The following is a 15,393-nucleotide window of genomic DNA, read 5'->3' as shown; positions in this document are numbered from 1 at the left end:
CGGAGCTATCTGTGAGCATGATGCAGTCGCTGTCCAGCGTCAAGCGGCAGGCAGGCGGCCGCCGGGCCGCGAGGGAACGGGCAACTGCCCGGATGCGTTTGGATACGCCCGGTGTATCCGGACGGCGGCGCTACGCCTGCTTGGCCACCTGCGCGAAGAATTCCAGCAGCGGGCCTTCCGCCCCCTGTTCCACCACGCATGGCCAGTTCAGCACCTGCGTGCCCACCCGTTCCGACACCGGGCAGGCCCCTGCGGCATAGCCCAATGAGGCCAACCCGGCCCGCGCGCCCACGATGGGGTCCATGAACCACGTCCAGGCGGTGTGCACGCGCGCGTCCATCAGCGACTTCAACTGGTCGGCGCGGGGGTGGGTGAAGGCCAGCCGGTGGGCCACGATGCGCAGCGCCGGGTCGGCATAGGCGGCGGGCAGGTGCGCGGCCAGCGGCGTTCCGTAGGCGGCGGTCAGGTAGCGTTGCAGCAGCGTCTCGCGCCGGGCGGCCTCGGCGGGCCAGCGGTCCAGCTCGAACAGCCCGATGCGCGCCAGCACGGCGGGCAGGCGGGCCGGGTAGGCATACGCGCCCGTGCGCTCCACCACGTAGTCGTCGTCCAGAAAGGTCATGCCGGGGTCGGACAGCCGCCGCAGCACCGACTTGCCCAACATGGCCAGCTGGTACAGGCCGTAGCTGGCGGGCCGGGCCAGCCGCCGCTCCAGCAGGAACTGGCCGAACAGCCGCCGCTGCTGTGCTTCCGGCAGGGTGGGCGCGTCGTTCAACTGGGCGGCCACCGCGTCGTACAGCCCCGCATCGCGGGTGTAGAAGAACCCACCCACCACCGTGTTCATGGGCTTGGAATGGTCCGTGGAAAAGAACGCCGCGTCCCCGGTGTTGCCCACGGCCACCCCGTCGCGCGTGGAGCCCACGGTCAGCGCGCAGTCCTCGATCAGCGCGGCCCCGCAGCCGTCTGCCAGCGTGCGCAGTTCGCCCACCCGGCAGGGAATGCCGAAGCTGTGCTGCGCGATGATGGCCCGCGTCTTCGGGGTGATGGCTTTCGCCGCCGCGTCCGGGTCGGTGCCGAAGGTGGCCGGGTCCACGTTGGTGAACACCGGGGTCGCGCCCGTGCGCAGCACCGCGCTGGCCACCACCGAGCAGGTGAACGCGGGCAGGATCACCTCGTGCCCCGCGCCCACGCCCAGGGCGCGCAACGTGGCGAACAGGGCCATGCGCCCGCCCGCCGTGGCCAGCCCGCGCCCCTCGCCCACCACCGCCGCAAAGCGCCGCTCATACTCCGCCACCGTCTCCGCCGCCTGCGTGGGCGACTCCAGCACCCGCCGCACCTCGGCCACCTGCGCCTCCGTCAAATACCCGTGCCCGGTCACGAACCCGTAGTAGGGCCGCGTACCCAGCATGCGGGTCAGTTCCTTCAGCTTGCGGGTGATGGTGGTCAGCATGTGTCGGCTCCTTGGGAGGGGAAGATGAGAGGTAACCGGGGAAGGGGAAAGGGACCTTTTGGAAAAGGTCCCTTTCCCCTTCCCCGGACCCCATCCCCTATCCCCCAAAACTTTTCAATTGGGTTTTGGTGTCCGGTAACGGAGGGGAAGACACGCGAAACACGGCATCGGCCCCCCCACCGTACCCCACTTGAAAAGTTTGGGAGGGTGGGGGCGCGGGGGAGGGAACCTTTTCCAAAAGGTTCCCTCCCCCGCAAATTATTGTTCTTTAGAAATACCCAGCAACCGCCGCCACCGGGGCAACCCGCGATCCAGGGCCAGGAAGCCGGGGGGCAGGTCGGGCGGCGCGGGGTGGGCCAGGGCGGCGGCGAGGTCGTCGGCGGTGGCCACGAAGGCGGTGCCGGGCACGCCCAGCAGCGGGCACATGTTGAAGTCGTTGGCGGCGGTCTGCACGATGAGGGGCAGCCGCTGGTAGGCGGCTTCCAACGCCACGGTGGTGGAGTTGGCCGCCCATACGATGGTGCCCGGAACAAGCAGCTGGGCCACGGGGGTGTTCACCACGCGGGGCGCGCCGCCACCGGGAAAGCGCGCGGCAAGGCGGCCTTCCACGGGCAGGTTGGGATGCGGCTTGACGACCACGTCGTAGCCGTCCAGCGTTCCGGCCCGCGCGGCGGCGGCCAGCACGTCGAGCTGGTTATCGGTCTCGTCGATGAAGAAGCTGGTGACCACGAGCAGGGTGGGCTTGCCGGGGGTGTCGCCCGAATCGGTGACGGAAGCGTTGGCGGAAGCGGCGGGGGCCGCAGTCGCGTTGGCAAGGTACAGGTAGCGCAACGCCTCGATCTCGCCCAGCCGTTCGGCGGGCATGCCCGCGTCGCGCATGTGTCCCAGTGCGCCCTGGCCGTTGCAGCACAGCAGATCCGGCAGGGTGGCGGCGGCGTCCGGCTCGGCGAAGGCGCGGGCGTCCTCGTAGTAGCGCAGGTCGGTGGGGCGCACCGTGGAATGCTGGGTGCCGTACACCGGTCCGCGCCGCGCCTCGTGCATGGCGTGGGTGAGGGATTTTTCCCAGGGGTGGTTTTCCATGGGGAAGATGGTCCACTCCTGCGGGGCGCACACGGCGGCGTAACTGCGGAAGGCGGCGCGCATCAGGCGGCGTTGCAGGCCCAGCCAGCCGCGGGTGGATTCCGCCCAGTTGCGTTCCATGTACGGCCAGAAGTCCATGCGCGAACCGGGCAGGCGGCACTGCCCGGCCACGTGGCGGGTCAGGCGCGCGGCCCGGAAGGCCATGCGGCAGTAATGCGCTACTTCGCGGGCGATGGTGCCCGGGGTCAGGAATTCCTCGATGAAGTGGAAGGCGATGCCGTCCTGCTTGCGGGCGCGGAATTCGTCGCGCAGGCGGATGGCGTCGGCCAGCGAGTAGTGCGGCGTGGGCTCGAAGATGAACAGCCAGGTCACCCCGTGCGCGCCGCTCTGTTCCGGGTCCAGCGCGTCGTGCAGGCTTTCCCAGTAGCGCGAGCGCAGGCGGCCCTGCTTGGCGGCCTGCACGTCGATGTTGGGGAAATAGGTGGCCACGGTGCCGGGGCGCGGATGCGCGGGCAGGCTGGCCTTGCCCGTGGCCTCGGGCGCGGCAGGCAGCAGGCGCTTTTCGCGCAGCAGCCATGCGCCAAGACGGGCAACGGCCTGCACCGGCGCGGGCAGGCGGTAATACAGGGCGGCCAGCCGCTGTTTGGCCGAGCTGGGGGCGGCGTCGGCGGGAGCTACCGCGCCCGCGGCGTTTCCGGCCCCCATGCCTGTCGGATGCAACTCGAACCGGCGGCCGGTGGCCGCGCAGAACCGCAGCAGGACGTTCGCCAGCGTCGTGTCGTCGGTAACCGCGCACACGCTGTCGGCGCGGGCGTCCTCTATGGCCAGCTCCAGCGCGCGCAGCTTGGTCACTTCGTACAGGTTGCGGCAGATTTTCGGATGCTTTTCGGCAAGCGTGGTGAACCACCAGTGCGAGAAGGTGTCGCCCACGGCCAGCAGTTCCCGAAGGGTGCGCGTGGAACGCGCGGGCCGGGTCAGCCCCGTCTCGTGCGCCCAGGTGATGTACTCGCGCCGGATGTCGGCAAAGTGCGTCTCCACCAGCGCGGGCACGGAAAGATGGCCGTGCGGCACGTTGCGTCGGGCCCAGTGGGCCACCACCGGGGGCAGGCCGTCGGATGCCGGTTGCGGGCGGGGCGGGGCGTCTGGTCCATCCAGCAGGATGAAGGTGGTCACGGAGGCTCCTTTGCGGGGGGTGCGAACGGCGCGGGGAGCCGCGCCGGTGCGGCGTGCGGCTCCCGGAATGCAGGCAGGATGGATTGGCGCCCCTAGGCCTTTGCCACGCCTTCCAGCCACACGTTGAGGCCGGTCAGGTCCTGCCCCCACGGATGCGGGGTGGCGGCAAAGGCTTCGCCCCGGCCGTAGAACAGCGTGCCCACGGCCTCCGCGGCGGTCATGTCGGTTTTGGCGTCGCCGATCATCACCACTTCCGCCGGAGGCACGGCCGCCTTTTCCACGGCGCGGCGCAGCACGTCGGTCTTGCCTGGGGGCGAACCATAGATGGCCTCGAAGTACCTTGCCAGCCCGCGCTCGGTCAGGATGTGCACCAACTCCTCGTGCGGCGCGCCGGAGCACACGTACAGCGGCACGCGGCCGTGCCACGCGGTGATCACGTCGTACGCGCCGGGCACCATGGGGGCATTCAGCACGCCTTCGAAGGCGTAGTCCGCGTACTTGCGGCCCAGGTCGTCCATTTCGTCGGATGTGATTTCGCGGCCCAGCACTTCGCTGAACAGCCACTCGAATTTCTTGTAGCGGCTCACGCCGCCGTGCTCCATGTGGTAGGCCACCAGGCGGTCGCGTGCGTCCGCGCCGAAGGGTTCGGCCACGCGGGCGAAGGCTTCGGTCTTCACGTTCACGCTTTCCAGGATGACGCCGTCGCAGTCGAAGACGATGCAGGAAAGGGGCATGGTACTCCTTGGGACAGTGCTGCGGTGGCGAAAGCCTTGGCAGACTGCTTGTCCTGATGTAGCGCGGGCGCGCTACACACGGAATCCGCCTTTTGCCGCCGGGCGGCGTTGGCTCGGCGTTTTTGATGCTCACGTACATAAGTACGCTGCGCTCAAAAACGTCGATCCGCCTGGCCCGGCGGGCAAAAATCGTAATTCCGCGTATCGCGCCCGCACCAGCCTCCCGCGACGGAAACCCGTCGCGGGGTATGAGGAACAACTCCACCATCCCGTTTGCGATGATTTTGCCCGCCCGCAGGGGGGCGGGGCGCCTCCATCGAATCCGAGATGAGTTCGCCGCTTATTTGGGCAGCGCGTCCAGCAGGTTGCGGATGGTGTCGGTTTCCATCTTCACGCGGGCTTCCACGGCGTACGAGCCAATGTGCGGGGTCAGGATGACGTTGGGCAGGTCGCGCAGGGGGCCTTCGTAGGGTTCCTTGGCGAACACGTCCAGCGCGGCCCCGGCCAGATGGCCGGAGGCCAGCAGCGCGTGCAGGGGGCCTTCGTCGATGAGCCCGCCGCGCGCGGCGTTGATCACCCACGTGCCGGGGCGCATCAGGCCAAGGCGGCGTTCGTCCAGGATGTACCCGCCGCCTTCCGGCTTGGAGCAGTGCAGCGAGACGATGTCCGCCCAGGCCAGCAGGGCGTCCAGTTCCATCCTGGCGTTGGTGTCGCTTGCGGCGAAGGGGTCGGCAAAGGCCACTTCGCAGCCGAAGGCCTCGAACAGCTTGCCCGTGGCGCGGCCGATGCGGCCAAAGCCGATCAGGCCCACCTTCTTGCCCGCCAGCAGGTTGCCCATGCGCTTCTTCCACGTGCCCGCGCGCAGTTCGCGGTCCATGCGGCTGACCAGGCGCATCAGGTCCAGCGCGTAGCCCAAGGTCAGTTCGGCCACGGCCTGGGTGGGCGCATCGGGCGTGTTGCGCACGGCAATGCCCAGTTCGGCGGCGGCGGCGCGGTCCACGCTGTCCATGCCGGTGCCGCAGCGCGAGATGACCTTCAGTTCCGGCAGGGCCTGCATCACCCGGCGGGTCAGCGGCTCTGTGCCCGCGGCCACGCCGATGCAGCCCTGCAACAGTTCGATGGCCTCGTCTTCGGTGATGGCGCGGCCCGTGGGGTTGAGCACGTACTCTATGCCCGCCTCGCGCAAAAGGCGCAGCGGTTCGTCGCTGAACTTGGCGAACGACGAGGTGGTGATGGCTACCTTCATGATGCGTTATCCTTTGCCGGGGGCATGGCCCCTTGGCTGTCGCGCGGTGTGTCGCGCGTGTCGTTGTCGTCCTGATCTGCGGGGCGGCGCGAGGCCGTCCGGTGGCCCGCCTGTTGTTGTGCGTGTGCGCCTGTTGTTTCGCGTGTGCTTGACGCTTCGCGCGACCGGCTAGGCGTCTGGGGGCGTGCCCGCCCGCTCATGCACGCCGCGCTTGCGCAGTGGCCTGGCGGGCACGCCGCCCACCACGGTGTAGGGCTCCACGTCCTTCGTGACCACGGCCCCGGCCCCCACCACCGCCCCGCGCCCGATGCGCACGCCGGGGGTGACGGTGCAGTTGGCCGCGATCCACACGTCGTCCTCGATGGTGATCTCGCCGTACTCGTGGCCCTGAAACATGATGGGCACGTCGGTGCGGTCGAAGTTGTGGTTGGCCGCGCGGATGACCGTGCCGGGACCCACGGTGACGTGCGCCCCCATGCGGATGTGCCCGCCGTCGGCGTCCACCACCACGTTGACGTTGAGGGCCGCGTTTTCGTCCATCTCCAGCGCGCCAGTGCGGGCGTACAGGTGGCAGCCCTTGCCGATGCGCACGCCGTCGGCCAGCGAGATGTTGCGGCAGCCCTGCAGCGTCAGCGACTGGCCGAAGCGTGCCCGGCCGCAGTGTCGGAACAATGGCCGCCACGCGACAAGACGCGCGCCCACGCCGATGACGGTGGGAATCCACGCGAACAGGAACAGCCAGAGTTCCTCGGCCAGGGCGGCAAGGCGTGCGCGCATGGGGGCTCCGTTACTTCGAGTAGACGAGGCGCAGGGTGTCCTCGGCCATCATGTCCACCACGCGGGCGAGGTCTTCGGGGGTGTCCACGCTGAGGGTGCGCTTGTCCGTGGGCACCATGCGCACCTTTTCGCCGTGTTCGAGGATGCGCATCATGTCCACCGATTCGATGATTTCCAGCGGGGTTTCCTGCATGTCGTTGAACTTCAGCAGGTAGTCGCGGCGGAAGGGGATGATGCACACCTGCTTCTGCATGGGCACGTCGGTGACGCCCTTCTTGCGCGAGGGCACGGGCTCGCGCGAGAAGTACAGCGCGTCGGAGTTCAGGTCCACCACCACCTTGACTTCGTTGGGGTCTTCGAATTCCTCAACGGTTTCCATGCGGGCCATCAGGTTGGTGACGTTGATGGACGGGTCGGACAGCATGGGTTCGATGGCGGCGTCGATCATGTCCGGGGTGACCATGGGTTCGTCGCCCTGCACCATGACCACTATGTCCACGCGCTTGCCGGTGGCGGCCTCGATCTTCAGCAGGGCTTCGGCGGTTCGGGTGGTGCAGCGCACGTGGTGGTCGCCGGTCATGACGGCCTTCAGGCCCGCGCCTTCGGCGTAGTCGTAGATTTCCTGGTCGCAGGTGGCCACGTAGGTGGCGGTGAGGGTGGGGCTCATGGCCGTGCGGAAGGTGACGTGGCCCACCATGGGCACGCCGTGGATGTCGGCCATGGGCTTGCCCGGGAAGCGGCTGGAGCCCATGCGGGCGGGGATGATGGCGACGATGTTCATGGCTGCTCCTTTGGCGGCGCGGTGCGCCGGGAAATGTCTGGTTAGGGGCGGTGGTGGCGCTCAGGGTGCTGCGGATACGCTGCTTGCAGAATCCGTCTTTTTGAGCCGGACGGCGTTGGCGCTTGATTTTCGCTGCTCACGTACCAAAGTACGCTCCGCGCGAAAATCGCGCGCCGCCTTGTCCGGCTCAAAAACTCGTAATTCCTTGCATCGTCCCCGCACCAGCCTCCCGCAGCGGAAGACCGCTGCGGGGTATAAGGAAGAAAGGCATTGTCAGATTAATAAGCGGAAATTCTTGCGAGTAGGAAACACGTGGGGACTAGTGTCCTCCCCCCAATTAAAAAGTTTGGGGGGGGAGGGGCTCGGGGAGGGGACCTTTTTTAAAAGGTCCCCTCCCCGATAGCTCTTCCTCTCCAAATCTAGGTCGTTCGCTACTCCTCGCGGGGCAGCAGGTAGCCGCCCACGTCGTGCATGTCGGGGTGCAGTTCGCGGTGTACTTCTTCCATCACGCGCAGCACGCCCTGGCCGAGGTCGGTGGTCAGGTTGGGCACCAGTTTCTTGCCCACCTTGGGCATGAAGGCATAGGGCGTGACCTGGTAGTGGCCGCTGTTGGGGTCGTGCTGGTAGACGATGTTCAGGTCCTTGCCCAGCATTTCGCCGATCATCTTGAACAGGTCGCCCACGCGCATGGGCTGGTTGCCGGTGAGCACGATGTTTTCGTTGGCGTATTCCGGCTTCAGCACTTCCACGGTGCACAGGGCCGCGTCTTCCACGTGGATGTATTCACGCAGGGCGGTGGCGCTGCCGTAGTAGGTGATGGCCCCGGTTTCCAGCGCTTCCGCCACGAAGCGGTTGATGGCGTTGCGGCGGTCGGCGCGGGGGCCGTAGAGCGAGCCGTAGCGCAGGATGGTGTAATCAAGGCCGTGCATGGCCTGGTAGTTCTCGATGTACAGTTCGCAGGCCTGCTTGCTGCACCGGTAGAACCCGCCGGACTTGCCGTACACGTACAAGGAGCTGGCGAACACGTAGCGCGAAACCTTGGCCTTGCGGCAGGCTTCCAGCAGGATGACGTTGCCCAGCACGTTGATGCGCGCGGTGTCCACGGGCTTGCGGTTGGCCTCGCCGATGTCGGCGATGCCCGCGAAGTTGAACACGGCGTCGGCCCCGGCAATGGCGGCGTCCACGGCGGCCTCGTCAAGGATGTTGCCGACAACCATGCGCTGGTCGGGCCGCAGGAAGGGCGAGGGCCGCAGGTCCACGATGGTGACCTCGTGCCCGGCGTCGGAGAGCTTGTCGCAGACGTGGGAGCCGAGGAACCCGGCCCCGCCGAAAAAGGTGATCTTCATTGTGCTGCATCCCTTCGGGGCTGTGCCCCATGCCGCCGGTGGGCGGGGTGGTCCGCTGCGCATCAGGGCGCGGTGCGGGCCGTATGGATTCGGTTGCTGTGTTGTGCGTCGAGCCGTGGCCCGGAATTGTCCTGCCCTTCAGTCAGCGAAGGGACAAGTCAGGTGCCGGAACTACGCCGCGCCGCCAGCGGGCGGACACGAGCAGTTGCGGTAGAGAAACACCGCATCAATGCACCACGCGATGAACCGGTAGCCTTCGCCAATGCGGCGCGCAAGGTCCGCCGTGTCGGGCTGCACGATGTGCAGGCCCATGGGCACGTCGTGGGCGCGCGCGGCGGCGGCGATGCGGTCCAGCGCGGCGAGAAAGTCCGGGTGGTCGAACTGCGCGGTAAGCCCCATGGAGCCGGAAAGGTCGTACGGGCCGACCATGATGGCGTCCAGGCGCGGGTGGGACAGGATGGCGTCCAGGTTGTCCACCGCGCGGATGTGCTCGATCTGCGCCACGAACAGGGTGTCGCGGGCGGTTTCGTTCACGTAGGGCGCGAACTCGCGGCCAAACAGGTTGGCCCGGCAGTAGCCCACGCCGCGCACGCCGGAAGGACCGTCGGTGCGGGGGTACAGCGCCCAGCCGATGGCGGCGTCCAACTGTTCGCGGGTTTCGATCATGGGAAAGATCAGGCCCCGCGCGCCGGAATCCAGCGATGCCTTGATGTCGGTCAGGGTGGCTTCTGCCACGCGGGCGAAGGGCGCGGCCCCGCCAAGCTCGATGGCGCGGAAGGCGTCGGGCAACTGGCTGCGGGTGAAGGCGGCGTGTTCCAGGTCCACGGCCACCCAGTCGTAGCCGGACCGGCCGAGGATTTCGGCCACGTCGGTGGAAGGAATCTGCATCCAGGTGCCGATGGTGGCTTGGCCCCGGCGCATCTTTTCCCGAATGTCGCGTGCGGTGATCATTGTGGTTGCGTTCGCGTGCGGTGCGGCGGCAATGCCGCCGGATGGTGTGGGGCGGGCGCGGTGGCGTCCGTCGATGATGAACCGCGCGGGCCGGGGGCGCTTCGGCCATGCTGTTGCTGCCGGTGATGCGCCCTGTGTCCCGTGACCCCCGTGCGCGGGCCGCACCGCGCGGCCTGGCAGGGGGGTTTTTCAGGCCGTGGCAGTATATCCGCGCACGATGCGGGGTGCAATATGCCGGTATTGCGTGAGCGCGGCGTACTGTTCCGGCATCACGCCCCGGGCTTGCGCAACCGCCCCAGCGCCCGCGTGGCCAGCCCGCGCAGATCCTGCCGGGTCAGACCCACCAGTTGCGGCACGGCCAGCACCGCGCCGCCCACCAGCGCGGAATAGACCACGCCGGAAACGAAGAAGCGCACGATGTCCTGCGCGTCCCCCAGTCCCGCGGCAATGGTCAGGCTGCGGCAGGCCCATGCCGCCCCGGCCAGAAAGGCCAGGCACAGCGTCTGATGCGCCACGTTGCGCAGGTAGTTCAGCGGGATGATCCGCGAGCTGACCCACAGCATGAAGTTCACGGACAGGAACTGGACCAGCACCGTCTTTACCGCAAGGCCCATGGCCCCAAGGCCGAAGCCGAACTTGTCCGCCGGGGCCAGCAGCAGCCACGACAGGCCGAAGCCCAGCACGTATTCCGTCACCGCCATGTTGCGCATGGTGCGGGTGCGGCCCGTGGCGTAGAACACCGACCCGGCAAGCTGCCCGTAGGCCTGGTGCACCGGGTACAGGGCCATGATCTGCACAGGCAGGATGGCCGCCGCGTAGTCCGCCCCGCCAAAGATGCGCACCACCGCCGGGGCCTCCATGGCCGTGAAGCACGAAAAATATCCCGCCACCGTGAACAGCAGCGGCGCGAAACGGTCCATCAGCCTGCCCATTTCCGTCCGGTCGCCCTTGCCCCAGGCAATGGACAACTCGCGCATGACCAGCGGCGTCATGGCCGAAACGAACAGGAAGCAGGCCATGCCCACCTTCTGCGACAGGGCAAAGAACCCTTGCTGCGCGCTGCCGTTGAAGGTTTGCAGCAGCCAGCGTTCCGCCACCAGAAAGACGGTGGACGCCAGCGCCTGCACGAACAGCGGCGTGCTGTAGTCCGCGAATTCGCGCGTGTAGGCCCGCCGCGTTTCCCGGTCCATGCGAAAGCTGACCGTGGGCCAGCCCCCGCGCAGCACCATGGCATAGCCCACCGCCAGCGCGATCAGCGTCACGTACTGGTGCGCGAACAACGTGCCCATGTTCAGCCAGCCCAGCAGGAACAGGGCCAGCAGCCCCGCCACGCTGGCCAGGTTCAGCACCGTGCGCGAAATCTCGCTGGATACCGTCACCCCCAGCGCGTCGTTCATGGACCGCAGCACCCGGCCCCACCACGACAAAAACGCCCACAAGGCCGCCAGCGGCACGATCCACGCGGGCACGTCCGGCAGCAGCCACTGTCCAAGGCCGGGCACGAACGCCGACAGCGAGAACAGCATGGTGATGGCCAGCACCAGCGCCGCCACCCGCACGTAGAACGACACCAGCCCGAATTCCTGCTGCCGTCGCGACAATGCGTTGTAGAAGCAGGTGGAGGTGCCCATGTCCAGGAACCCCGCGAACTGCTGGAACATGTTCGTGGCAAAGCTGTAGTTGCCGTACCCCGTGGGACCAAGGGCGCGCGGCAGCACCGCCTCCATGGTCAGGTACACCGGGATGGACGCCACGTTCGCCAGCAGCTTGAACGCGTATCGCTTGGCAAGGGTTTGTTGGGTCATGGGGTGGGGCTGGTTGGGGAAGAGTTACCGGGGGAAGGAACCTTTTGAAAAAGGTTCCTTCCCCCGGACCCCCATCCTCCCAAACTTTTCAAATGGGGTGATGGGAGCGGGAAATATGTCGTGCGTATGATGCGCGAGCGCATACACTGCATCGGAGAAAAAGAAAATGAGGGGCGGCGCAGGAGCTACGGCAGTTGTCGTACCACGCGGGCGGGCGTTCCCGCCACGAGGGTGGCGGGGGGCACGTCGCGGGTGACCACGCTGCCTGCGGCCACGATGGCCCCGTCGCCGATGGTCACGCCCTTCAGGACGATGCAGCGCATGCCCAGCCAGACGTTGTCGCCGATGGTCACGTCGCGGTCGCGCTCGAAGGCCGGGGTGGTCAGGCGCGTTTCCGGCGGCCAAGGGGCGTGGAAGTCGGAGTCGGTGATCACGCAGTTGGGGCCGATCATGGTCCCCCTGCCGATGCGGATGGTGCGCGAGCGGGCAGTGATGGCCGTGCCGTTCATGGTCACGCCGTCGCCGATGAGGATGGCGGCGCTGCCCGCAAAGGTGCGCAGCCGGGTGGGGGCGTGGATGGTGGCGGATGTGCACCGCCGGGACGAGGAAATGATGCCCACCCCGCGCCCCAGTTCGATGCGGCTGCCCGGCCAGCGCTGCAGGATGATGGGGCCGCAGCACTCGCAGCCGTGGCCCAGCCGTACGCCGAACAGCGCGGCCTTCAGCCGCATGCGCACCGTGCCCCACAGGCAGGATGCGTTGCGGTGCACGGCCATGCAACCGTATGACACGATGTCGCGCGGGGTCAGCCCCTCTTCGCGCACCTTGCGCAGCGCCTTGGTGATGAATCCGCCCATGTCCCCGACCTTTGCGCGTTCTTTCGCGCCTGCTGTCCACGTACCCCAACTGAAAAGTTTGGGAGGATGGGGGTCTGGGGGAAGGAACCTTTTTTAAAAGGTTCCTTCCCCCAGAAAGTCTTGGCCTTTTGGTATTCTCTTACAACCCGCGCAGCGCGTCCAGCCAGATGCCGTTGATGCTGCCGGGGGTGGTCAGGGCGTACTGGGCGCACCAGTTGCGGCGGGCCTGCTGCACGGCTTCGCTCTGCCACCAGCCTTGCACGTCGGGCCAGATGCGGCAGATGTGCGCGGCGGCGGCGTCGGGCGTGGCGTGGTGGATGCCCACGGCGGCCAGTTCGGCCAGGGCGGCGGCTGTTTCGCGGCCCACGCGCCAGTGCTCGGGGTTCCAGTACAGCACGGTGGGCGTGTTGGCGGCCATGGCCAGTTCCAGGGTGGTGCCGTGGTGGTCCAGCACCAGCAGGCGGCAGCCCAGCATGTGCTCGTCCAGGCTGCCTTCGCAGCGGCGCACGTCGGCAAAGCGGCGCAGCACCCACGGGCCGTCGTCCAGGCCGCTCATGGTCTGGAAATAGGGCCGGTACAGGGCGGATGCGCGCACGTGGTCGGGCAGGGCGGCGAGAAAGCGCGCCTTGTCGCGGCGGTAGTCCAGCCATTGCAGCGGCTGGGGCCGCGAATCCAGCCGGTACGAAAGCAGGCTCATTTCCGCGCCCACCAGCACCAGCGCGCCGGTGCGGTCGGCGTGGCTGTCCTTGAGGCGGTCCAGCTGGCCGTGCGGCAGGGGTACGAAGTTGCCCCGGAACGGCGCGTGGCTGGTCCAGCCCCAGGTGACGAAGGCGTGCTGGCGGTACTCGTAGTAGGGCACCACGGCGGATTCGCGGATGTGGCCGTAGTTGCCGCCGTGCTGGATGAACACCAGCCGCGCCCCGGCGGCGCGGTCCAGGGCCACGCGCATGCGGTAGGCGTCGTCGTGGTACGAGGCCACGTTGACCACGCGGGTGCGCGGGCGGCACTGCCGCACGGTGCGGGGCAGGCGCTGCTGGCACAGCGCGCGGGGGATGGACGGCAGGATGACGTCATCCGGCTCGAAGCGCCATACCGGCATGCGCCCCTTGAGCTGGGCCAGCGGAATGGTGCGGTCCTCGCAGGTGCGCGGCCCCGCCAGCGCCATGGAGAACACCAGCGATTGCAGGGTTGAGAAACCCTTGATGCGCGGGAACGGCAGCGCGTACAGCAGCCGCCGCGCCAGCGCGCGCAGGCCGCCTTCGGCGGGCGCGCCGGAATGGCGGACGACCGGGTCGGCATGGATGGCGCGCCACGCGGCGGGCAACTGCGGCTCAAGGATGCGCGAGAACACCCACCAGTTGAACAGCTGGTCCTGCGCGCCCGCCAGGATGAACTGGTGGCTGTCCTCGAAGGAAAATTCGCAGTCGCGGGGCAGCAGGGGGACGTCCAGTTCCTCGTTGCCCCACAGGCGGATCATGTCCTGCACGCGGCGCTGGCGCTCGTGCAGCATCTGGCAGCACAAGGTCAGCCACGGGTACAGGGTCAGGTCCCAGAAGTCGCGCGGCAGATCCGCGCCGTGGTGCGCGCCCAGGCGCAGGGCCAGATCGGGGATGCGGGCGATGGCGTAGCTGTTGGCCTCGTCGATGGCCGCGGCCACCTCGTCGCCGGTGGCGTACGGGTCGGGGCCGAAGGTGAAGCGGGTGTCCCAGTCTGGAAAGGCGTCCTCGCGCCCGTGGAAGCACCACGGCCCGGCCATCAGATGGGTGTCGGGCGCGGCGTTGTCGGGGGCGACGGCAAGTACGAGGGTACGGCGTTGGGTCATGTGCGGCTGCGCGCGGGGCGCGGTGTTTCGTGAAGGTCCGGCGGGGCGGCGAGTGGGCCGGATGATGGCCCGCCGGGCGGTCAGTGCGTTGTGCGGTACACGGAAGACGGCTGGTCAGTGATCGGAAAGGCTCCGGTTGGGCGTCGGGTGCGCGCCCGTAGCGCGCCCGCGATGCTCCCGTGACGCGCCGGATGGTGTCCGGCGCGTCCGGTTCGTCAACGGATGATTCGCCAGCCGCCTATTCCAGATGGCTCCACTGGAGCACGGTGTCTTCCGCGATGTCGGCGCGGGCGCGCTTGCCAAGCACCGCGTCGATTTCGCGCGGGCTCACGCCGTGGGCCGGGCGCTTCCAGGTCAGGTCGTCGCGGGTGATCACGGCGCCCGCCGCAATGGGCCGCGCCGCCACCAGGCTGCGCCGGGCGTTGCGCCGGGCCGGGGCCTCGGATTCCAGCGCGGAAATGGTGAACGGCCCCACCATGGGCAGGATGCGGTCGAGCGAGGCGTTGAAGCGCGCCAGATCGTCCTTGTCCATGGCGTGGTAGTGGTCGTTGCCGGGCAGGGTCTTGTCGTGGGTGAAGTGCTTTTCAAGGATGCGCGCGCCCAGCAGGGTGGCCACTTCCAGCACCTTCATGTCGCGGGGCAGGGTGTGGTCCGAGTAGCCGATGACGTGCTGCGGAAAGTGCTGGCGCAGCGCCGGAATCATGCCCAGCGCCGCGTTCACGTCGTCCGTGGGGTAGTTCAGCACGCAGTGCAGCAGGGCCAGCGGGTTGCCCTTGGCCTCTATCCATTCCACGGCCTCGGCGATCTCGTGCAGGTGCGCCGCGCCCGTGGACAGGATGATGGGCTTGCCGAACCCGCACAGGAACTCGATGAACGGCTTGTTGGTGATGTCCGACGACGAGATCTTGTACACGTCCATCATGTCGTTCAGGAACTTCGCCGATTCCACGTCGAACGGCGTGGACAGGAACTCGATGCCCGCGCTGTCGCAGTGCTTCTTCAGCGCCTCGAACTCGCCCTTCCAGAACTTGTCGTGCCGGGTGAACAGCTCGTACTGGCTCTTGGTCGGCTCCTTGGTGGTGTCCCAGTAGGCCGGGGAATCCTTGGACGCCAGCGTGGCCGCCTTGTACGTCTGAAACTTGATGGCGTGCGCGCCGCCCGCGCAGGCTTCGTCCACCAGACGCCTGGCAATGTCCATGCTGCCTTCGTGGTTCACGCCAGCCTCGGCAATGATGTACGGACGCTGGATGCCCGCGCGCGCCGCGCACACAGGCTTGGTGCTGAATATTTCGGTCAGGCGCATGGTCGTGCTCCTTGTGAAATGACTGGTGGTGGGAAAGAAACTTGTGGGTGGGAGAGTAACCGGGGAGGGGA

The 15,393-nt window shown here is 67.9% G+C and carries 12 protein-coding genes; all 12 read right to left on the bottom strand.

Features of this window, described 5'->3' with window-relative positions:
• Window positions 1-130: 130 nt before the first annotated feature.
• A complete protein-coding gene (locus RVX_RS16385) occupies window positions 131-1,447 on the bottom strand; it encodes a DegT/DnrJ/EryC1/StrS family aminotransferase (RefSeq protein WP_116307666.1) in 1,317 nt (438 codons plus the stop codon).
• 258 nt (window positions 1,448-1,705) lie between these two features.
• Window positions 1,706-3,700, bottom strand: coding sequence for a TIGR04326 family surface carbohydrate biosynthesis protein (locus RVX_RS16380; RefSeq protein WP_116307667.1), 1,995 nt, complete (start codon window positions 3,698-3,700; stop codon window positions 1,706-1,708).
• Between the two features lie 92 nt (window positions 3,701-3,792).
• Complete coding sequence (locus RVX_RS16375; protein ID WP_116307669.1) at window positions 3,793-4,434, bottom strand: HAD family hydrolase; 642 nt, start codon at window positions 4,432-4,434, stop codon at window positions 3,793-3,795.
• A gap of 340 nt (window positions 4,435-4,774) precedes the next feature.
• Window positions 4,775-5,680, bottom strand: coding sequence for a phosphoglycerate dehydrogenase (locus RVX_RS16370; protein ID WP_116307670.1), 906 nt, complete (start codon window positions 5,678-5,680; stop codon window positions 4,775-4,777).
• Between the two features lie 168 nt (window positions 5,681-5,848).
• Window positions 5,849-6,457, bottom strand: coding sequence for an acyltransferase (locus tag RVX_RS16365; RefSeq protein ID WP_116307672.1), 609 nt, complete (start codon window positions 6,455-6,457; stop codon window positions 5,849-5,851).
• 10 nt (window positions 6,458-6,467) lie between these two features.
• Complete coding sequence (locus RVX_RS16360; protein ID WP_116307674.1) at window positions 6,468-7,238, bottom strand: 3-deoxy-manno-octulosonate cytidylyltransferase; 771 nt, start codon at window positions 7,236-7,238, stop codon at window positions 6,468-6,470.
• 431 nt (window positions 7,239-7,669) lie between these two features.
• Entirely contained in the window at window positions 7,670-8,584 is a 915-nt protein-coding gene (locus RVX_RS16355; protein WP_116307678.1) for an NAD-dependent epimerase/dehydratase family protein, read from the bottom strand.
• A 171-nt stretch (window positions 8,585-8,755) separates the two neighbouring features.
• A complete protein-coding gene (locus tag RVX_RS16350) occupies window positions 8,756-9,535 on the bottom strand; it encodes an HpcH/HpaI aldolase family protein (RefSeq protein ID WP_116307680.1) in 780 nt (259 codons plus the stop codon).
• Window positions 9,536-9,804: 269 nt separating this feature from the next.
• Window positions 9,805-11,340 (bottom strand): lipopolysaccharide biosynthesis protein, encoded by a 1,536-nt coding sequence (locus RVX_RS16345; protein WP_116307682.1) that lies wholly within the window; start codon window positions 11,338-11,340, stop codon window positions 9,805-9,807.
• 185 nt (window positions 11,341-11,525) lie between these two features.
• Window positions 11,526-12,197: an acyltransferase gene (locus RVX_RS16340; protein ID WP_116307684.1), complete on the bottom strand. Its 672-nt coding sequence runs from the start codon at window positions 12,195-12,197 to the stop codon at window positions 11,526-11,528.
• Between the two features lie 139 nt (window positions 12,198-12,336).
• Window positions 12,337-14,019 carry an LIC12162 family transferase gene (locus RVX_RS16335; protein ID WP_116307686.1) on the bottom strand — a complete coding sequence of 561 codons (1,683 nt, stop codon included), beginning with the start codon at window positions 14,017-14,019 and terminating at the stop codon, window positions 12,337-12,339.
• 238 nt (window positions 14,020-14,257) lie between these two features.
• On the bottom strand, window positions 14,258-15,322 hold the full coding sequence (locus tag RVX_RS16330) for an N-acetylneuraminate synthase family protein (protein ID WP_116307688.1): 1,065 nt from the start codon (window positions 15,320-15,322) through the stop codon (window positions 14,258-14,260).
• Between the last annotated feature and the right edge of the window lie 71 nt (window positions 15,323-15,393).

This window comes from Nitratidesulfovibrio sp. HK-II, assembly GCF_003402415.2.
GTDB lineage: Bacteria > Desulfobacterota > Desulfovibrionia > Desulfovibrionales > Desulfovibrionaceae > Cupidesulfovibrio.
The sequence above is the reverse complement of the archived record's forward strand: the minus strand, read 5'-3'. Positions and strand labels throughout refer to the sequence as shown.

What these genes read in the sequence shown, in the direction of transcription:
- RVX_RS16360 (WP_116307674.1), bottom strand. Translation starts at nt 7,238, where the DNA reads ATGAACATCGTCGCCATCATCCCCGCCCGCATGGGCTCCAGCCGCTTC.
- RVX_RS16355 (WP_116307678.1), bottom strand. Translation starts at nt 8,584, where the DNA reads ATGAAGATCACCTTTTTCGGCGGGGCCGGGTTCCTCGGCTCCCACGTC.
- RVX_RS16330 (WP_116307688.1), bottom strand. Translation starts at nt 15,322, where the DNA reads ATGCGCCTGACCGAAATATTCAGCACCAAGCCTGTGTGCGCGGCGCGC.
- RVX_RS16335 (WP_116307686.1), bottom strand. Translation starts at nt 14,019, where the DNA reads ATGACCCAACGCCGTACCCTCGTACTTGCCGTCGCCCCCGACAACGCC.
- RVX_RS16365 (WP_116307672.1), bottom strand. Translation starts at nt 6,457, where the DNA reads ATGCGCGCACGCCTTGCCGCCCTGGCCGAGGAACTCTGGCTGTTCCTG.
- RVX_RS16350 (WP_116307680.1), bottom strand. Translation starts at nt 9,535, where the DNA reads ATGATCACCGCACGCGACATTCGGGAAAAGATGCGCCGGGGCCAAGCC.
- RVX_RS16370 (WP_116307670.1), bottom strand. Translation starts at nt 5,680, where the DNA reads ATGAAGGTAGCCATCACCACCTCGTCGTTCGCCAAGTTCAGCGACGAA.
- RVX_RS16375 (WP_116307669.1), bottom strand. Translation starts at nt 4,434, where the DNA reads ATGCCCCTTTCCTGCATCGTCTTCGACTGCGACGGCGTCATCCTGGAA.
- RVX_RS16340 (WP_116307684.1), bottom strand. Translation starts at nt 12,197, where the DNA reads ATGGGCGGATTCATCACCAAGGCGCTGCGCAAGGTGCGCGAAGAGGGG.
- RVX_RS16385 (WP_116307666.1), bottom strand. Translation starts at nt 1,447, where the DNA reads ATGCTGACCACCATCACCCGCAAGCTGAAGGAACTGACCCGCATGCTG.
- RVX_RS16345 (WP_116307682.1), bottom strand. Translation starts at nt 11,340, where the DNA reads ATGACCCAACAAACCCTTGCCAAGCGATACGCGTTCAAGCTGCTGGCG.